The organism is Rhizobium changzhiense, from assembly GCF_013087625.1.
Classification (GTDB): domain Bacteria; phylum Pseudomonadota; class Alphaproteobacteria; order Rhizobiales; family Rhizobiaceae; genus Rhizobium; species Rhizobium sophorae.
Window position 1 is genome coordinate 912,809 of the sequence record NZ_JABFCQ010000002.1, and the last position, 17,728, is coordinate 930,536.

A 17,728-nucleotide genomic window follows, 5' to 3' on the forward strand; every position below is an offset into this window, starting at 1 on the left:
CGAGCCGGGCCGCCAGATTTCCCATATCCCAAAAGACCCAGTAATCCAAAAAGGCCAGGTGAAAACTTGACTATTTCCCCTTCCTCCATCGTCGAGAAGGCAGCCGATGCGACAGTAAGGGCAACGCCCTCCTCGGTCGCCCGGCGCGTCCGCGGCCTCTCCGACAGGGCAATCGCCTGGCTGTTCATTGCGCCTGCCATCACGCTGCTCTTGGCGATCAACATCTTCCCGCTGCTTTGGGCGGTCTATCTCTCCTTCACCAACTACCGCGCCAACCGGCCGAATGCGCCGGTCCTGGGTGTCGGCTTCGGAAATTACCAGCGCGTCCTCAACGATCCCGATATCTGGCAGGCAATGCAGACCACCGCGCATTTCGTCTTCTGGACGATCGTGCTGCAAACAGTGATCGGCTTTACGCTCGCCTATCTGATCGACCGCAAGTTTCGCGGCCATGCCTTCTGGACGACGATCATCCTGATCCCGATGATGCTGTCGCCCGCCGTCGTCGGCAATTTCTGGCGCTTTCTCTACGAGCCGCAGATCGGCCTCTTCGCCTATGCCGTGTCGCTGGTCACAGGCATTCCGACATCGGATATCCAGATGCTCGGCAATGTCTCTTTGGCACCCTGGGCAATCATCATCGTCGATACCTGGATGTGGACGCCCTATGTGATGCTGATCTGCCTCGCCGGCTTGCGCTCGATCCCCGACTATATCTATGAGGCGGCCGAGGTCGACCGCGCTTCGCCATGGCGCCAGTTCTGGTCGATCACCGTGCCGATGGCCCTGCCCTTCATCATGCTCGCCGTGCTCTTCCGCGGCATCGAGAATTTCAAGATGTTCGACATGGTGACGCTGCTCACCGGCGGCGGTCCGGGCTCGGTCACCGAAGTCGCCTCGATCACGCTGAAGCGCGCCGCCTTCGAAAGCTGGGCGACCGGCCGGGCCTCGGCCTTCGCCATCATCCTCTTCGTCGCGGTGTTCGGCCTCGCCAACATCTACGTCAAGGCATTGAACAAGGTGAAGCAACGATGAGCGCCGCCAACTCCGCCCATTCGGTCGTCGAACCGAGCCTGTCCAGCAAGCGCATCGCCGGCACGATTGTCGTGCTCTATGCGCTGATCACCCTCATCCCGCTCGTCTGGATCTTCCTGACCAGCATCAAGTCGCCACCGGATTCAATCAGCTATCCCCCCAAGATCGTCTTCACCCCGTCGCTCGAAGGCTATTGCAACCTGTTCACGACGCGCACCCGCCAGACGCCTGACTATATCGCCTCGCTGCCGGCACCGGTCGGCACCTGCGATGAGGTGACGCGCAAGCGCAACATGGTGATAGCAGGCCCGTCGAATTTCGTGCCGCGCTTCGTCAATTCGCTGGTCATCGCCTTCGGCTCGACCTTCCTGGCGGTCTTCCTCGGCACGCTCGCCGCCTACGGCTTCTCCCGCTTCAGGGTGCCGCTCGCCGACGACCTGCTGTTCTTCATCCTGTCGACGCGCATGATGCCGCCGATCGCCGTCGCCATCCCGATCTACCTGATGTATCGCGAGCTCGGCCTGTCCGACACCGCCTTGGGCATGATCCTGCTTTACACCGCCGTCAACGTCTCGCTCGCCGTCTGGCTGCTCAAGGGCTTCATCGACGAAATCCCGCGCGAATACGAGGAAGCGGCAATGATCGACGGCTATACGAGACTGCAGGCCTTCCGCAAGGTCGTGCTGCCGCAGGCAACGACCGGCATTGCCGCGACCGCGATCTTCTGCCTGATCTTCGCCTGGAACGAATATGCCTTCGCCGCCCTTCTGACCTCGGGCGAGGCCCAGACCGCGCCGCCCTTCATCCCGACGATCATCGGCGAAGGCGGACAGGACTGGCCGGCGGTCGCCGCCGGCACGACGATCTTCCTGATCCCGATCCTCGTCTTCACCATTCTCCTGCGCAAGCAGCTGCTGCGCGGCATCACCTTCGGAGCCGTCCGCAAATGAGCCATCTGATCGAAACGCGCACACGCACCCCTGCCCGCCCGAAACGGCCGTTCTTCCTGCGGCGTGGCCCGATGGAGGCCATCGCCACCGTGCTGATCGGGCTCGGCTTCCTGATGCTGTTCCAGCCCTTCCTGCTGGTGCTCTATACCTATTCGCTTGTGACCTTGCTCATAGGCACCGTCATGTTCATCATCGTTTCGAAATTCCCGGAGTGAACCATGGCGGACATCCGGATCGAAAATCTCCGCAAGGAATTCGGCAGCTTCGTCGCCGTCGAGGATTCGAGCTTCACCGTCCATGACGGCGAGTTCCTGGCGCTTCTAGGCCCTTCCGGCTGCGGCAAGACGACGACGCTTCGCATGATCGCCGGCCTCGAGCTGCCGTCGAGCGGCAAGATCTATCTCGACGGCGAGGACGTCACCTTCAACCGCGCCAGCGCCCGCGACATCGCCTTCGTCTTCCAGCTCTTCGCGCTCTATCCGCATATGAACGTGCGCAAAAATATGGGCTTCCCGCTGCTGTCGCAGGGCATGCCCAAGGCTGAAATCCATCAGCGTGTCGAAGAGACCGCGCGTCTGCTGCAGATCGATCATATTCTAAACCGCTCGGTCTCGGGCCTTGCCGGCGGTGACCGGCAGCGCGTGGCGCTCGGCCGCGCCATCGTCCGGCGTCCGAAATGCTTTCTGATGGACGAGCCGCTCGGCACACTCGACGCCGAGTTCCGCGAGATCATGGTCCATGAGCTGCGCGAACTGCACAACCGCATCCACGCGACCACCGTCTACGTCACCCATGACCAGCATGAGGCGATGGCAATGGCCGACAAGATCGCCGTCATGAACCATGGCGTCATCGAGCAGTTCGGCACGCCGCAGGAGATCTATGCGAAGCCGGCGACTATGTATGTCGCCGATTTCATCGGTTCGCCGCCGATGAACTTCATGCGCTTCACCTCCGGCCTGAAAAGCGGCGACCGTTCCATCCTGCTCGACGGCGTCGATGTCGCCGTTCCCGAAATCCATCAGGACATGGCCGAAAGCGAACTGGCGCTCGGCGTGCGGCCGGAGCATATCCGCTTCAGCGACGCCTCGCAGCTGCGCGGCGCCGTCTATGGCGCCGAATATCTCGGCACCAATCAGGTCGTGGCTGTGGAAACCCCGGGGGGCCTGATCAAGGCCCGCGTTCCCGCCAATCGCAGCTTCCAGATCGGCGAGACCGTCGGCCTCGAATTCAACCCGGCGAAACTCGCGCTCTTCGACTGCACGTCCGGCCGCGCGGTGCCATCCTCGCTCTATCAGGAGACCCGGCATGGCTGATGTCGCCCTCAGGAACCTCGCCAAGCGCTTCGGCGACACCCAGGCTTTGGTCGACCTCGATCTTTCGATCCGCGACGGCGAGTTCGTCGTGCTGCTCGGGCCGACCGGCGCCGGCAAAACGACGACGTTGCGGCTGATCGCCGGCCTCGAAAAGCCCGATAGCGGCGGCATCGAGATTGGCGGACGCAACGTCGCCGCCGAAGCGCCTGCCGAACGCGATGTCGCCTTCGTCTTCCAGCAATATTCGCTCTATCCGCATATGACGGTTTACGAGAACCTCGCCTTCCCACTGAAGGCGCCGGTCCGTAAGCTGAGTGCAGCGGAGATCGACCGGCGCGTGCGCGAAGTCGCGCGCATGGTCCGGATCGACCACAAGCTGGAGAACCGCTCGACCAGGCTTTCCGGCGGCGAGATGCAGCGTGTCGCGATCGGCCGGGCGCTGGTGCGCCGGCCGGCGATCTATCTGATGGACGAACCGCTGTCGTCGCTTGACGCCAAGCTGCGCGCCGAACTGCGCCTGGAACTGAAGCGTATCCAGAAGGAACTCGGCTCGACGCTGCTCTATGTCACTCACGACCAAGTGGAAGCCATGACCATGGCCGACCGCATCGGCATCGTTGCCGAGGGACTGCTGATGCAGATTGGAACGCCGCGCGAGATTTATGGTAATCCCGCCAACCTGCATGTGGCCGCCCGCCTCGGCCAGCCACTTATCAATCTGTTGCCGGCCGACCTTCTCCCGGGCGGCCAGCCACCGGCCGGCACGAAAACAGTCGGCGCCCGCACCGAACATCTTGATATCGTCTTAGGCCCGGATGCCAATGCCGAGATCGATTGGATCGAGCATCTCGGCGACCAGAACCATCTGCATATCAGAGCTGGCAATCACAAGCTCGTCACACTTGCAGATCCTTATCTGGCGATTGCGCCAGGCGACCGAATCAGCCTGACGCTGCGTGATCCGCTTTATTTCGATGCGGCTGGACAGCGCCTGTCCTGACCGGCAAACAGACATGACGATGGCATGAAAAACAAACAGACGGGTCTCAATCGATGAAACATTTCTTCAACCGCAGGGAAAACATCGTCACCGAAGCCTTGGACGGTCTGCTTCTGACGAGCAGCAAAGGCCGTCTTGCCCGCCTCGACAGCTTTCCCGACATCAAGGTGATCCTGCGCGCGGACTGGGACAAGTCGAAGGTGGCGATCATATCCGGCGGCGGCGCCGGCCATGAGCCCTCGCATGCCGGCTTCGTCGGTAAGGGCATGTTGACGTCTGCCGTATCCGGCGAAATCTTCGCCTCGCCGAGCGTCGATGCGGTGCTGACGGCAATCCGCGCCGTGACCGGCCCGAAAGGCGCCCTGCTGATCGTCAAGAACTACACCGGCGACCGCCTGAATTTCGGCCTCGCCGCCGAGAAGGCGCGCGCCGAGGGCTTCGACGTCGAAATGGTCATCGTCGCCGACGACATCGCCATCCCCGGCATCACCCAGCCGCGCGGCGTCGCCGGCACGCTGTTCATCCACAAGATCGCCGGCTATCACGCCGAAAGGGGCGAGGACCTGAAGACGGTCGCAGCCCATGCCGTGGCTGCGGCCGGCGACATCGTCTCGCTCGGCATGTCGCTTTCCACTTGCAGCGTGCCCGGCCAGCCGCATGAGGACCGCCTCGGCGAGAACGAGGGTGAACTTGGCCTCGGCATCCATGGCGAGCCGGGTGTCGAGCGCATCACTTTGCAGCCGGTCGCCGATATCGTCGCCACCATGGTGGCGCGCCTGTCGCCGACACTGCGCGAAGGGGCAAGCCACTGCCTCCTCATCAACAATCTCGGCGCGGTGCCGCCGCTCGAAATGACCGTCATTGCCAAAGCCGTGCTCTCATCGCCGCTTGCCGATCGCATTCGGCTGATCGTTGGCCCGGCGCCGATGATGACCGCGCTCAACATGAATGGTTTCTCGCTGTCGCTGATCCGGCTGGATGCCACGCGCGAAGCGGCGTTGACGGCAGCGATCGAGCCGCATGCCTGGATGCCGGCCGTCGAACGCCACGAGATCCAGACCATCGCCGCACCGAGGACGGCGGCCGGATTGAACGGCGCGGCTGTGGCCGGGGAGAACGCCCGCAACCGGCGCCTGATCACGGCGCTCTGCGAGCATCTGATCTCACAGGAAAGCGAGCTCAACCGGCTGGACGGCCGCGTCGGCGATGGCGATACCGGTTCGACGGTGGCGACGGGCGCCCGCAGCGTGCTTGCCCGCCTCGACGCGCTGCCGCTCGACCGGCCGGCGGCAACGCTCGCCGCGCTCGGCGATATTCTCGGCACCAGCATGGGCGGATCGAGCGGCGTGCTGTTGTCGATCTTCTTCACTGCGGCGGCAAAGGCCATGGCCGACAAGGCCGATATATCGGCAGCCCTTCTTGCTGGGCTCGACAGGATGACGTTCTATGGCGGAGCCGCAGTCGGCGACCGGACGATGGTCGATGCGCTCTCGCCTGCCCTGCAGGCGCTCGCATCCGGCGATGTCGCCGCAGCCGCAAGGGCAGCCGTAGTGGGGGCGGAGTCGACCAAGACGATGACGAAGGCGAGAGCCGGACGCGCCTCCTATGTCGGCGAAAGGGATCTGGCGGGCGTTGCCGATCCCGGTGCGGTCGCGGTTGCCGGCGCGTTCGGCGTGGTGGCAAGCCTCGCCTGACCGGCGTAAAGTTCGAGAGCCGCGCGGGAGACGCGGCGACAGGGAGGATGGCAGTGCAGGCGGAACCGATGCTGGTGGCAGGATTGATCGAGGTGTGCCGCGCGACGATCGCGGAGAACACCGATCGCCTCTGCGCACTCGATCGCGCCATCGGCGATGGCGATCACGGGACCAATATGCGGCGCGGCTGCGAGGCGGTGAGCGCCGAGGGCGAGAGCCTGTCCAGCCTGCCCTTCCCCGACGCCGTGGAAAAGATCGGCCTGACGCTGGTGATGAATGTCGGCGGTGCTGCCGGACCGCTCTACGGCACGCTGCTGATGGAGATCGGCCGCGAGCTTCGCAAAAGCGAGGAGAAGGCCGATTTCTCGCAGGTGCTGAAACAGGCGATCGACGCGGTGGCAAGGCGCGGGCGGGCGCATGCCGGCGACAAGACGCTGCTCGACGTGCTCTATCCCGTGCATGCCGCGCTGGCGAAGCGGTCACCACTCGGCGATATCGCCCGCAAGGCCGAACGGTCAGCCAGCAGAACCGCACCGATGAAGGCGATGCGCGGGCGCGCCGCCTATCTCGGCGATCGCTCCATCGGCCATGTCGATCCCGGCGCGTCGAGTTGCGCGCTGCTGACCACGGCGATCTGCCGCTACCTCGGGGAGCACCGCCCCCAATGAATGCAAGGACCGACATGAATGGAAAGACCGCAAATGTGGGTATCGTGATCGTCTCCCACTCGCCGCTGGTGGCAAAGGGGATCGCCGACATGGTCCGGCAGATGGTCGGTGACTGCGTGCCGCTCGCCTGGTCGGGCGGCAATGTCCATGGCGAGCTCGGCACCGATGCCGCCGGCATTCTGAGGGCAATCGAGGCCGCCTGGTCCGATGCCGGCGTCGCCGTCTTCGTCGATCTCGGCGGCGCAGAAACCAACAGCGAGATGGCGATCGAAATGCTGGGGCTTCCCCGTTCGGGCCTCGTCTCCATCTGCAATGCGCCGCTCGTCGAAGGCGCCGTCATCGCCGCTGCCGAAGCGTCGGGGGGCGCGTCGCTCGCCAAGGTCGTCGCCACAGCCGAGGAACTCTCCCCCTGATGACGAACGGGTTGCGTATTGAAAAACAGGAGCCTGGTCCATTGCATGTGAACTGCCAGACGGAGGTGGAAGTCAAGCATGGCGTCGGGCTGCATGCCCGCCCCTCCGTCACCTTCACGCGGCTTGCCAAGTCCTTCCCCTGCTCGATCGAGGTCGCCGTCAACGGCAGCGATGTCTGGCTGAATGGCAAGAGCATCATCAAGATCATGGGCGCGAGGATCCGCAAAGGATCGATCCTCCGGATCCGCGCCGACGGCATTCTCGCCGAAGAGGCGATCCGCGCCCTGAAGGAACTCATCGAGCGCAACTTCGATGAGGAAAAGAAACATGGCCGAACCGCTTAAGCTGAAGGCAAAGAGCGCATCCCCGGGTATCGCATCCGGCCCGGCCTTTCTCGCGGAGGAGCCGAAGGCTCCTTCCGCTGCCGAACGGCCGGACGCTGCCGCAGCACCCGGAACCGTCGGAGGATTCGGCGCGCTGGAAAAGGCGATCGACATCTCGATCGGCGAACTCGAACGCCTCGCCGAGGGCGCCGACGCCGAAAGCCGCGATATCATCGATTTCCAGATCGAGGTGCTGCGCGACCCGACGATCGCGGAAGCGACCGGCGCACGCATGGAAGAGGACCAGAACGTCGTCTTTGCCTGGGTCGCCACCCTCGACGCCTATATCGGCGAACTCGAAGCGGCTGATGAGGAACAGATGCGGGCCCGCGCCGTCGATATTCTCGACATCAAGAACCGCGTGCTCGGTGCGCTCGCCGGCACTCCGATCGCCGATTTTCCGCTCGGCTCGGTCTTCGTCGGCAAGGACATGGAGCCGAGCCGTTTTCTCGCCCATGACTGGTCGAAAGGCGGCGGCATCGCGCTCTTTGCAGGCAGCACCGCCGGCCACGTCGCCCTGCTCGCCCGGGCGAAATCGGTACCGATGGTGGTCGGCACCGGCCGCTTTTCGGTCGCGGAGGGCGATCCTGTCAGCGTCGATGGCGACGCCGGCACGGTCGTCCTGCAGGCGGGCGGCATGCTGATCCCGCCGCTTGCACCCCCACAAGCGCCCGCCGGCGACACGCAAACCGAAAGCGGTGAACTGCGCACGGCAGACGGTGTGCCGATCCTCGTCTCCATCAACATCAACGATCCCGCCGAGATCGATGCGCTCGATCCGGCAACGGCGGGCGTCGGCCTGATGCGCTCGGAATTTTCCGTCACCTCGCTCGCCGATGCCGCCAATGAGGAACGGCAGCTCGCGATCTATCGCCACGTGATGGAACAGGCGGGCGAAAAGCCGGTGACCATAAGAATGCTCGATATCGGCGGCGACAAGCCGCTCGCCGGCCTCGAAGATCTGCCGGCTCTCTCCCCAGGCCTGCGCGGCATCCGGCTGCTGCTTGCCCGGCCGGAAATCGCCCGCGTCCAGGCCCGCGCCCTGCTGCGCGCCGCCGTCTTCGGCAAGCTGTCGGTAATGCTGCCGATGGTGACCTTTCCCGACGAGATCGACAGGATGCGCGAAATATTCCGCGAGGAAGCCGAAAAGCTCGGCCGCCGTTCCCTGCTCCATCGTATGCCGCCGATCGGCATGATGGTGGAGGTGCCGGCAGCCGCATTGATGCTCGACACTTTTGGATCTGCCGCGTTCTTCTCGTTCGGAACCAACGATCTCACCCAGTATCTCGCCGCCTCCGCCCGCGACGACATCGACGCCGATGCCGGCAAGGCAGCGCCCGCCGTGCTCCGGCTGATTGCCCAGGCGGTGAAGCTTGCCGCCGGCAAGCCCATCAGCATCTGCGGCGACATGGCCGGTGACCCGCACTATCTGCCGGGATTGCTCGCCGCCGGCCTCCGGCATTTTTCCGTGGCGCCGGCCCGGCGTCCCGCGATAAGATCGGCGATCATCGGCCTCAACGCCGATGGCACAAGGGCAGCCGGAGAGTAGAATGGCGCGCGAAGACACCGAAGACGCCATTATCGCCTACAAGTCCATTCTGGCGCAGATCATCGACAACAGGCCATCGGGCACGCGCCAGCGCCTGGCAACGGCGCTTGGAAAACACCGCAGCTTCGTCACCCAGATCACCAGCCCGACCTATGCGACGCCGCTGCCGGCGCGCCATCTCGCGACGATCGTCCGCGTCTGCCATTTCAGCGCCGCTGAACAGGAGCGCTTTCTCGAAGCCTATCAGGCCGCCCATCCCGGCAAGCTGCCGGACCTCGGCCATTCCGAGAAATTGCGGCACCTGTCGCTGATGGTGCCTGATTTCGGCGACGACAGGAAAAACCGCCTGCTGGAAGAGGCGATCTCCGATCTGGTGCAGAAGATCGTCGCGCTTTCAGGGGCGAGTGAGTAGTGAGCAGATTAACGTAACGTAATGCCCTTGGCCTTGGGAGAGGCTTGATGAAGAAGTTCATGAACACTGCGGAAACCATGGTCGCCGAAAGCGTCGAAGGCTTCGTGCGCGCCCATGAGGCCTTCGTGGTGTTCGGGCCCGAGCGCAAATGCATCCGCCGCCGCCATCTTACCCCTGGCAAGGTGGCGCTCATATCAGGCGGCGGCGCCGGTCATGAGCCGATGCATATCGGCTTCGTTGGCCACGGCATGCTGGATGCCGCCTGCGTCGGCCATATCTTCACCTCGCCGACACCGAGTCAGATCATTACCGCCATCGAAGAGGCCGATACCGGCGCCGGCTGCCTGCTCGTGGTCAAGAATTACGACGGCGACCTGATGAACTTCGAAATGGCGATCGAGATGGCCGGCGACCACCACAGCCTCGACATGGTGGTCGTCAGCGACGATATCGAAACATCGAGAACGGGCGAAGGCCGCGGTCGGCGCGGCGTCGCCGGAACGCTGATCGTCGAAAAGATCCTGGGTGCTGCGGCCGAACGCGGCATGCCGCTTGCCGAGTTGAAGCAGCTTGGCGAGGGGTTGAACACGCGCATCCGCTCGATGGGTGTGGCGCTGAACGGCGTGACGGTGCCGCAGACCGAGCGCACGACGTTTGCGCTCGGACCCGACGAAATGGAAATGGGCGTCGGCATCCATGGCGAGCCCGGCCATGCCAGGCAGCCGTTCACCACCTCCGACGCCATCATCGGCCATCTCTGCGAAACCATCGCCGGCGACATCGCGGCAGCGCCGGGTACGAAGGCGCTGCTCTTCGTCAACGGCCTCGGGGGCACCCCGCCCGCCGAGCTCTACCTCGCCTATAACAGTGCCCGCCGTTTCATCGAGGAGAAAGCCATCCCGGTCGAGCGCTCGCTGGTCGGAACCTACGTCACCTCGCTCGACATGCAGGGACTGTCGGTCACCCTTGCCTTGCTGACCGACGAGGAGATCGTGCTCTGGGACGCCCCTGTGGCGACGGCCGCATTACATTGGGGCGGCATTCCGTGAATCTGCCTGCTGCCGTTACTCGTTTCGATCTCGACAAATGCGTGGCCGAAACCCAGAATAAAATTATTAACGCCTATTGTAGCGAGCCCATTAGTTGTCCCCTACGGAAGAATATCCATTACACATATTTTTTCGTCAGCGAAAACCTCAGTTAGGTTTCCACATCCATCGGAATTCCAAGCGACTGAGAAGTACGACATCCCACACCAAGTCCGAATCTCTTTAAATCTACTATTTATTTTCTTCGCAGCGGCTACCCGCTCAGAGGATCTTCGGATCTCATCATCTTCGTCGATAGTAGCTGTATCGAAGGGACCGTAAGACAGCCAGCTAAAGCTCTCCTGATCCATCCAAGATGAAAGCCGGCTAGCAGGCGTAGTAAGTGGAAAGGCGGCAATAACGTCGCTCTCAAAACTCCAGAAGAACCCAAGAAAACCAGAGGGAGGAGTGGGAAGGCTTGAACCTTCAATGTTTTGGTGACAAGTCAGGCCTGCCGCAGTCGCTTTAAATCCCGGCAAAAATACCAGTGCAGCGACAATAAGCCCGTAAAGACGAGGGCGACCGAGAAACAAACTTCTACCCCAATATTCAATCTTAAGCCGAGTAAATTCATCATATTTGCAGAACAAGTCTGATGCGGTTGTTAAACAACGACCAGAATACTAATCCTCTGCGTGCATTTCGATCGCCAAAAACGTTTTACGTTTGAATTACTCTTTGCAAATGTCAATGCTTCAAAGGCCGACGCACATAAAAACTACGACATTCATAGGTGCCGCTTACACCTCGGCGAGTTTGGATTGCATATGAACGCATCCCGAGGACGTCAGATGTAAAGCGGCGCCATCTTCCTCCAGGCGCCGGCGCGGTGGGCGCGTCCGTCCCAGACATGCAGCTGATGGCCGATATTCTTTTCACCAAGCAGCCGGCTGAGATAGCGGTTATTGTCGAGGAAGGGGTCGGCATCGCCGATGGTGAGGACGATGTCGCTCTCGCGCAGCCTGTCTAGCCGCCAGTCGCTGCCAAGACCGGGAAGGAAATGCGTCGGCGTGTGGAAATAGACGCTGTCGTCGTAATAACCGTCGAACAGGTCGCCGAAGGATTCCACCCTCATCGTCAGGTCGTAGCGGCCGGAAAAGGCGACGAGCTTGCGGAAGAGATGCGGATGACGAAAGAACAGGCTTGCCGCCTGGAAGGCGCCGAGGCTGCAGCCGTGCACGATGGTGCAGTCATGCGGGTTCTTCGCCGCCATCAACGGCAGAACTTCGTGCAGGATATAATCCTCGAAGGCGCCATGCCGGCGGATGCGCTCGGCCGGGTGATGGTGGAAGGCATAGAAGGTCTCGACCGCCAAGCCTTCGATGCAATAGAGTTGAAGTTGTCCCGCCTGCAGCTTGTCGGCAAGGCTGCCGACCAGGCCGAGCTGCTCATATTCGAAGAAGCGCCCTTCCCGCGTCGGAAAAACCAGCACCTTGGCGCCGGCATGGCCGAACACCAGCATCTCCATGTCTCGATGCAGCCGCTGACTGTACCAGCGCAGATATTCGCGGTTCATGGCACCCTGAAAAACTGTCCCACCTTGTCGCGGAGAACCGCCTCTTGCTCAGCGCTGCCAGGATAGTCGAAATGCCCTACATCCAGGATGAAGATTTCATTAAATTTTGGTATCGCATTCGCGACAGCAAACTGGCAGGGCGGCGCCACCGAAGGATCGAACAGCGCAACGGCAACCAGCATCGGCACCTTGATCCGCGAAGCGGCCGTTGCCGCATCGTAGAGCCGAAGCGTCTCGAGCACATCTGCGTGTTTCTTATAATACTCCTGCACCGATTGCGCGCTGCCGACTGTCGGCAAGGTCAGCCGCAGCGGCTGATCCCCGAAGCTCGGCAGCGCCAGATGACCGCGATCGATGCGCTGGTCGTAAGCAATCGCCATCGCCCCGACACCGCCGCCGAAGCTGATGCCGCTATAACCGATATGCCCTGACAGCCAGGGATAGAGCGCCGCAAGCGTCGAAACCGCGAGCCAGATATCCTCGACGCAGCCGCCGATGATATAGGATTTCGGCTTGTCGATATCGTGGAGCACATGCCAGGAGGGATTCTGCGAGATCGGCGGACGAGCACTAAGCGACAGCCCGCGGCAGCAGGGAAAGAGCACCGCCGTCTCCGTGACCGGCAGATCGAATTCAGGCCGATCCCGCCCGCCATAACCATGCCCGACGACGAGGCCGCGCCGCACCTCCCCCTTGCGCGGCAGGATGAGCCAGCCGCCGATCCGGAAAGAGCCGGTCGAGAGATAGACGAGGTCGAGCACGTGCCAGTCGGGATGGGTGATCTTGCTCCGGCGCAGCACCGGCTGCGGATCAACCGCCAGCGCTTTCAGATAGCGCGCCTGCCAGAACGCATCAAAACCCTCAGGCGCCTCGGGCGGCTCGACCGCGAGAAGCTCCGCGAGAGGCATGCCGTAGGTGGGGTCGAAATCGAAGGGATGTGTCTTGGGAATGCTCATCCAAGGCTTTTCTCGTGAAAAGGCCGGCGGCGCAAGACTCTGCCTCCGCCGACCCGCAAAACGGCGCGGCCGGACAGCCCTCTATTGCCGCGAACCGTCAAAAAGCCCGCAGCCGATGGCGCGCGCCGCCTTGAGATGAGCGGCCACATCGTCCGGCCCGGCTTCGAGCAGCAGCTCCGATGTCACTACGGGGGCGCCGCAATAGTTGAAGATGCCGTGATCGATCTGTGTCTTCATGGCGCCGAAATAGCCGTGCCGCGCATAGGTCCCGGCATCGGCGCCGCCAAGCCCGACCAGATGCACCGGCAGACGGCCGAGCAGCTTCGCCACCCCGGTACCCGAGCGATCGTCATAAGCCCAGCCATTGGTGAACACCCGGTCAATCCATCCCTTGAGCAGCCCCGGCATCGACCACCAGTAGACGGGATAGACGAGCACCAGCGCATCGGCGCGGTCGATCCTCGCCTGCTCGGCGGCGACATCGGCCGGCACCGCCTCGTCCCTCAGATGCAGGCCGAGATCGGCAGCGCTGAACCGGGGATCGAAGCCCTCGGCCGCGAGATCGGCAAACTCAACGGAATGGCCGGCATCGGCAAGCGCGACACCCTCGGCAAGATGGGCGGCGACGCCGTGGGTGAGCGACTGGGGATCGGGATGCGCGACGACGATGAGCGCGTGCATGCAAAAAACTCCTGTTGAATGATTGCGGACGGAAGACGCGGGCTGTATACCTTTGGTAAGCTACTTTCAGTAAGTTACTTTTGGTATATAGTGATGTCAAGCGCCGAAACAACAGGTCAGCCGACCGATCCGCAACCGCGCCGCCGCCTGTCGCGGCAGGATCGGCATCGCCAGTTGCTCGACGTCGCTTGGCAGATCGCCCGTGACGAGGGAACGGAAGCGCTGACCCTCGGCCGGCTTTCCGAGCGGGCGGGCGTAACGAAACCCGTTGTCTATGATCATTTCGAAACCCGCCCCGGCCTGCTCGCAGCGCTCTACCGCGAATTCGACGCCCGCCAGACGGCTGTGATGGACGCAGCCCTTGCAGCAAGCCAGCCGTCGCTCGTAGACCGGGCCACAGTCATCGCCACCTCCTATGTCGACTGCGTGCTTCTTCAGGGCCGCGAAATCCCCGGTGTGATCGCAGCACTTGCCGGCTCGCCGGAACTCGAAAGGATCAAGCGCGAATACGAAGCGGCCTTCATCGAGAAATGCCGCATCGCGCTTTCGCCCTTTACCGGTGCCGGCACGATCGCCGCAGCCGGCCTCTGGGCCATGCTCGGCGCCGCCGAAGCCCTCTCCTATGCCGCCGCGTCGGGCGACATCACCGCTGTCGAGGCAAAGAACGAACTCTTCGAAACCATCGTCGCGATGGTGGCGAGAAGTATGGGCGGCGGCACGCATCCCGCTCACCTGCGCGATACGGCCGGCCTCGCATCGAGATGATCCGGCGGGACTACCTGTATCGAATCCACCGCCCGTTTCGCCATGGAACTCGGTTATTTCGGGACGACCTGGTGAGCGACGCGACGGCCGCCTTCTCGCACCAAATGATGGATCCTGCGCACAAGCTGAACGGCCCGACCTACGCCCATGCTATTCTGACGACGGCCGAACTCATCGAAGTCTTGCCCAAGGCGTCTGCTTCAAAGGAGACAATGCCATGACCATGCTCTTCAAAATGCTCACAAGTGCCGGCTCGGAATCCCTGAACCGCGACCGGCGCAGGTTCCTGACCACCGCTGCGATCGGGATCGCCGCCGCGGGCGCGACCAGCCTGTTTCCGTCCTATCCGGCATCGGCTGCCACGGGAGATGCGATCCGCCCGTTTCGCGTCGACACTCCCGAGGCGGACCTCCTCGACCTTCGCCGGCGCGTGCTGGCAACACGCTGGCCCGAACGAGAGACGGTCGACGACCAGTCACAGGGCATACAGCTCGAAAAGATCAAGCCGCTCGTCGATTATTGGGGCACCGGCTACGACTGGCGAAAGGCGGAAGCGAAGCTGAACGCGCTGCCGCAATTCATCACCGAAATCGACGGCCTAGACATCCACTTCATTCACGTCCGCTCGAAACATCCGAATGCCCTGCCCGTCATCATCACCCATGGCTGGCCGGGATCGGTATTCGAGAACCTCAAGATCATCGGCCCGCTCACCGATCCGACCGCTCACGGCGGACGCGCCGAAGATGCGTTCGACGTGGTCATTCCGTCGATGCCGGGCTACGGCTTCTCCGGCAAGCCGACCGGCACCGGCTGGGGGCCGGACCGCATCGCGCGGGCCTGGGCGGAATTGATGAAGCGCCTCGCTTACAGCAGCTACGTCGCCCAGGGCGGCGACTGGGGCTCGCCGGTCTCCGGCGCGATGGCACGGCTCGCGCCACAAGGCCTGCTCGGCATCCACATCAACCTGCCGGCTGTCGTGCCGCCCGAAGTTGCCGCGGTGCTCGCCGCGGGCGGGCCGGCGCCGCAGCGACTCTCCACCGAGGAACGCGCGGCGTTCGATGCCCTCAGCGCCGCAGCCAAGATGGGGAACAGGTCCTATGCCACGATGATGGGCACGAGGCCGCAGACGATCGGCTACGCCATATCGGATTCCCCGGCCGGCCTTGCGGCATGGACGCTCGGTCATCCAGGCTTCACACACTGGACCTACGACAGCAGCGATCCCGAAAAGTCTCCCGACGAGGTGCTCGACGACATCACGCTTTACTGGTTGACCAACAGCGCCGCTTCCTCGGCCCGGATCTACTGGGAATATGGCGGCGGGCGCAGTCCCGTCCTTGCGGCCGGGGAGAAGACCTCCAAGATCGCGCTTCCGGTCGCCATCACCGTCTTTCCTGGGGAGAGCTATCAGGCCCCCGAGACATGGGCCCGTCGCGCCTATCGCAACCTTAGCTATTTCCACAAGGTCGACAAGGGCGGCCACTTCGCCGCCTGGGAGCAGCCGGAGCTCTTCTCCGCCGAGCTTCGAGCCGCGTTCAGGCCGTTGCGCCGACCGATATGAGAGGAGCGGCGGCCCCTCGCCGCTCAGGGATGCTGCCGCCTGGTATGATTGTCCATGATCGGCACGGGGTCGCCTCCCTTGGCGCCAAGCTCACGGATTCCAGCCGCCGCTGCCATAAGCGCGCGTGATGATCTCAACCAGGTGGCCGTTCGGATCTTCGAAATAGACCCCGCGCCCGTTGTCGTGGTCATTGGTCTCGCTCGGCTTCCGCTGGCCGGGGTCAGCCCAGTAACGCAGGTTCCGCTCGCGAATTCGATTGAATATCGCCTCGAATTCATCATCTCCGACCAGGAAGGCGTAGTGTTGGCGGACGATCTCGCCTTCCGTATCCATATAATCGAGATTGGCGTCGTTGTCGGTCGTGACCATGTAGAACGGCCCCCAGCGCCGCGGCGCCGGCAGCCCCAACATATCGGCCAGAAAATCTGCCGAGGTCTTGCTGTCGCGAGCCAAGAGGATGGTATGATTGAAGTGGATGGCCATAGCGGTCTCTCGCAAACGAGGTGAACTGCAACTTCGATGGAGGCTTAGTTCGGTGAACACCCTCGGCCGCCTCTTGTTCCGAACCTCGGCCAAACTTGACGCGACCGTCGCGGCATCATGGCCCATCACCAAAGCAAGCGGTGACCAGCCGGCGAACGGCCCTGCCGCTTCCCGGCCTCGGCATCAGTCCGTATTCTGCCCCGCCGCCTCGAGGATCAGCTTTGTGATCTCGTCCGGGTGGGAGATCAACGACAGATGGCTGGCCTGGATTTCAATGGTCTTCGCGCCCATCCGTTTGGCCATGAAGCGTTCGAGATCGGGATTTATCGTCCGATCCTCGGTCGAAACCGCATACCAGCTCGGCTTCGAACGCCAGGCGGCCTGCGTCGTCTTGCCGGTCAGCAGCGCCTTTTGGAATGGCTGCTGCACAGCATAGAGAACTTTCGCTTTCGCCTCCGGCAGGTCGCCGGCGAAATCACGCAGGAAGGCTTCCTCGCTCAGCCGACCCTCGTCGCCGTCGAAGACGATGCCGGCAGAAGCCGGCGGCGTTGGGAAGGTTTTGGCGAGAGCGGTATAATCCTCACCTGCATCCGGCGCCCGCGCCGCCACATAGACGAGCGCCGAAACATCAGGGTGCACGCCGGCCTCGGTGACCATCATGCCGGAAAACGAATGCCCGACCAGAACCGTCGGGCCATCCTGCCGGTCGAGCACGCGCTTTACGGAATCGACGGCCTCGGGCAGCGTCGTCAGCGGGTTCTGCACCGCCGTGGCATTGAGCCCCGCCGCCTGCAGGCGCGCAATCACCTCGGTCCAGCATGAGCCGTCGGCAAACAGCCCGTGCGCCAGCACGACGTTGCGCGCCTTAACGGGAGCCGATGTCGCGGCCATGCCGCGGGTGGCAAGCAGAGAAGCGGCGGCGCCGGCAACAAGGGCAGCCGAGAAAGTCCGTCTGTTCATCATCATGATCTGGTTCCTTGTGCGTAGGGAATTGAAGGATCGAAGGCATGTAGCTCGGGACCGAAGAACCGAAGCCAAGTCAAAATTGGTCTGTGATGCCTTATCGAAACGGTTAGTTTGCCCGGCGCAAGGCGCTGGTCTTCGTCGCGTTGCGGCTGCCGAGGCGGCTTCGTGTATGCAGAAGCCTGCTCGCTGGGGATTTATGTATTCCCATTCGATATAAAGTCAATTATTGAATACGTAACACCTTCGTGATGTCATAAGTGTATACGCTGAGCGGCGCGTCAATCGCATT

At 62.8% G+C, this 17,728-nt stretch carries 20 protein-coding genes; 15 read left to right on the forward strand and 5 right to left on the reverse strand.

Annotation, left to right across the window (positions count from 1 at the left end):
- Window positions 1-66 precede the first annotated feature (66 nt).
- The 12 genes from G9X68_RS13835 to G9X68_RS13890 are packed head-to-tail and all read left to right on the forward strand — an operon-like array spanning window position 67 to window position 10,469.
- Window positions 67-1,035, forward strand: a complete 969-nt coding sequence (locus tag G9X68_RS13835) for a carbohydrate ABC transporter permease (protein ID WP_171602830.1) — start codon at window positions 67-69, stop codon at window positions 1,033-1,035.
- Window positions 1,032-1,985: a carbohydrate ABC transporter permease gene (locus tag G9X68_RS13840; protein WP_171602831.1), complete on the forward strand. Its 954-nt coding sequence runs from the start codon at window positions 1,032-1,034 to the stop codon at window positions 1,983-1,985. Before G9X68_RS13835 ends, G9X68_RS13840 begins: the two co-directional genes overlap by 4 nt.
- A complete protein-coding gene (locus G9X68_RS13845; protein ID WP_129420277.1) occupies window positions 1,982-2,200 on the forward strand; it encodes a hypothetical protein in 219 nt (72 codons plus the stop codon). The genes G9X68_RS13840 and G9X68_RS13845 overlap by 4 nt, the downstream gene beginning before the upstream one ends.
- Before the next feature lie 3 nt (window positions 2,201-2,203).
- Window positions 2,204-3,301, forward strand: coding sequence for an ABC transporter ATP-binding protein (locus G9X68_RS13850; RefSeq protein WP_171602832.1), 1,098 nt, complete (start codon window positions 2,204-2,206; stop codon window positions 3,299-3,301).
- Window positions 3,294-4,301: an ABC transporter ATP-binding protein gene (locus G9X68_RS13855; RefSeq protein ID WP_171602833.1), complete on the forward strand. Its 1,008-nt coding sequence runs from the start codon at window positions 3,294-3,296 to the stop codon at window positions 4,299-4,301. The genes G9X68_RS13850 and G9X68_RS13855 overlap by 8 nt, the downstream gene beginning before the upstream one ends.
- Window positions 4,302-4,354: 53 nt before the next feature.
- Window positions 4,355-5,995, forward strand: coding sequence for a dihydroxyacetone kinase subunit DhaK (locus tag G9X68_RS13860; RefSeq protein WP_171602834.1), 1,641 nt, complete (start codon window positions 4,355-4,357; stop codon window positions 5,993-5,995).
- A gap of 47 nt (window positions 5,996-6,042) precedes the next feature.
- Window positions 6,043-6,663, forward strand: coding sequence for a dihydroxyacetone kinase subunit DhaL (gene dhaL / locus G9X68_RS13865; protein WP_171602835.1), 621 nt, complete (start codon window positions 6,043-6,045; stop codon window positions 6,661-6,663).
- Between the two features lie 14 nt (window positions 6,664-6,677).
- A complete protein-coding gene (gene dhaM, locus G9X68_RS13870) occupies window positions 6,678-7,076 on the forward strand; it encodes a dihydroxyacetone kinase phosphoryl donor subunit DhaM (RefSeq protein WP_171603069.1) in 399 nt (132 codons plus the stop codon).
- Window positions 7,076-7,420, forward strand: a complete 345-nt coding sequence (locus tag G9X68_RS13875) for an HPr family phosphocarrier protein (RefSeq protein WP_171602836.1) — start codon at window positions 7,076-7,078, stop codon at window positions 7,418-7,420. The genes dhaM and G9X68_RS13875 overlap by 1 nt, the downstream gene beginning before the upstream one ends.
- Entirely contained in the window at window positions 7,404-9,008 is a 1,605-nt protein-coding gene (locus tag G9X68_RS13880) for a putative PEP-binding protein (RefSeq protein ID WP_171602837.1), read from the forward strand. Before G9X68_RS13875 ends, G9X68_RS13880 begins: the two co-directional genes overlap by 17 nt.
- A 1-nt stretch (window position 9,009) precedes the next feature.
- The gene (locus G9X68_RS13885; RefSeq protein WP_171602838.1) at window positions 9,010-9,420 is read left to right on the forward strand and encodes a hypothetical protein; all 411 of its coding nucleotides are present in this window, start codon (window positions 9,010-9,012) and stop codon (window positions 9,418-9,420) included.
- A 47-nt stretch (window positions 9,421-9,467) separates the two neighbouring features.
- On the forward strand, window positions 9,468-10,469 hold the full coding sequence (locus G9X68_RS13890; RefSeq protein WP_171602839.1) for a dihydroxyacetone kinase subunit DhaK: 1,002 nt from the start codon (window positions 9,468-9,470) through the stop codon (window positions 10,467-10,469).
- Window positions 10,470-11,295: 826 nt separating this feature from the next.
- Here G9X68_RS13890 and G9X68_RS13895 read toward each other — a convergent pair.
- The 3 genes from G9X68_RS13895 to G9X68_RS13905 form a co-directional block, all read right to left on the reverse strand.
- A complete protein-coding gene (locus G9X68_RS13895) occupies window positions 11,296-12,024 on the reverse strand; it encodes an esterase family protein (protein WP_171602840.1) in 729 nt (242 codons plus the stop codon).
- Window positions 12,021-12,980 carry an acetylxylan esterase gene (locus G9X68_RS13900; protein ID WP_171602841.1) on the reverse strand — a complete coding sequence of 320 codons (960 nt, stop codon included), beginning with the start codon at window positions 12,978-12,980 and terminating at the stop codon, window positions 12,021-12,023. Before G9X68_RS13900 ends, G9X68_RS13895 begins: the two co-directional genes overlap by 4 nt.
- An 81-nt stretch (window positions 12,981-13,061) precedes the next feature.
- Window positions 13,062-13,661 carry an NAD(P)H-dependent oxidoreductase gene (locus tag G9X68_RS13905; protein ID WP_171602842.1) on the reverse strand — a complete coding sequence of 200 codons (600 nt, stop codon included), beginning with the start codon at window positions 13,659-13,661 and terminating at the stop codon, window positions 13,062-13,064.
- Window positions 13,662-13,754: 93 nt separating this feature from the next.
- Between G9X68_RS13905 and G9X68_RS13910 the strand changes: the two genes are divergently transcribed.
- The 3 genes from G9X68_RS13910 to G9X68_RS13920 all read left to right on the forward strand — a co-directional run bounded on the left by G9X68_RS13910 (window position 13,755) and on the right by G9X68_RS13920 (window position 15,990).
- The gene (locus G9X68_RS13910) at window positions 13,755-14,426 is read left to right on the forward strand and encodes a TetR/AcrR family transcriptional regulator (protein ID WP_171602843.1); all 672 of its coding nucleotides are present in this window, start codon (window positions 13,755-13,757) and stop codon (window positions 14,424-14,426) included.
- 71 nt (window positions 14,427-14,497) lie between these two features.
- Window positions 14,498-14,647, forward strand: coding sequence for a hypothetical protein (locus G9X68_RS13915; RefSeq protein WP_171602844.1), 150 nt, complete (start codon window positions 14,498-14,500; stop codon window positions 14,645-14,647).
- Entirely contained in the window at window positions 14,644-15,990 is a 1,347-nt protein-coding gene (locus tag G9X68_RS13920) for an epoxide hydrolase family protein (RefSeq protein ID WP_171602845.1), read from the forward strand. Before G9X68_RS13915 ends, G9X68_RS13920 begins: the two co-directional genes overlap by 4 nt.
- Window positions 15,991-16,080: 90 nt before the next feature.
- On the opposite strand, the gene G9X68_RS13925 is transcribed toward G9X68_RS13920, so the two are convergent.
- Window positions 16,081-16,473 carry a VOC family protein gene (locus tag G9X68_RS13925; protein WP_171602846.1) on the reverse strand — a complete coding sequence of 131 codons (393 nt, stop codon included), beginning with the start codon at window positions 16,471-16,473 and terminating at the stop codon, window positions 16,081-16,083.
- Window positions 16,474-16,656: 183 nt separating this feature from the next.
- Window positions 16,657-17,439 (reverse strand): alpha/beta fold hydrolase, encoded by a 783-nt coding sequence (locus G9X68_RS13930; protein ID WP_171602847.1) that lies wholly within the window; start codon window positions 17,437-17,439, stop codon window positions 16,657-16,659.
- Window positions 17,440-17,728: the final 289 nt, after the last annotated feature.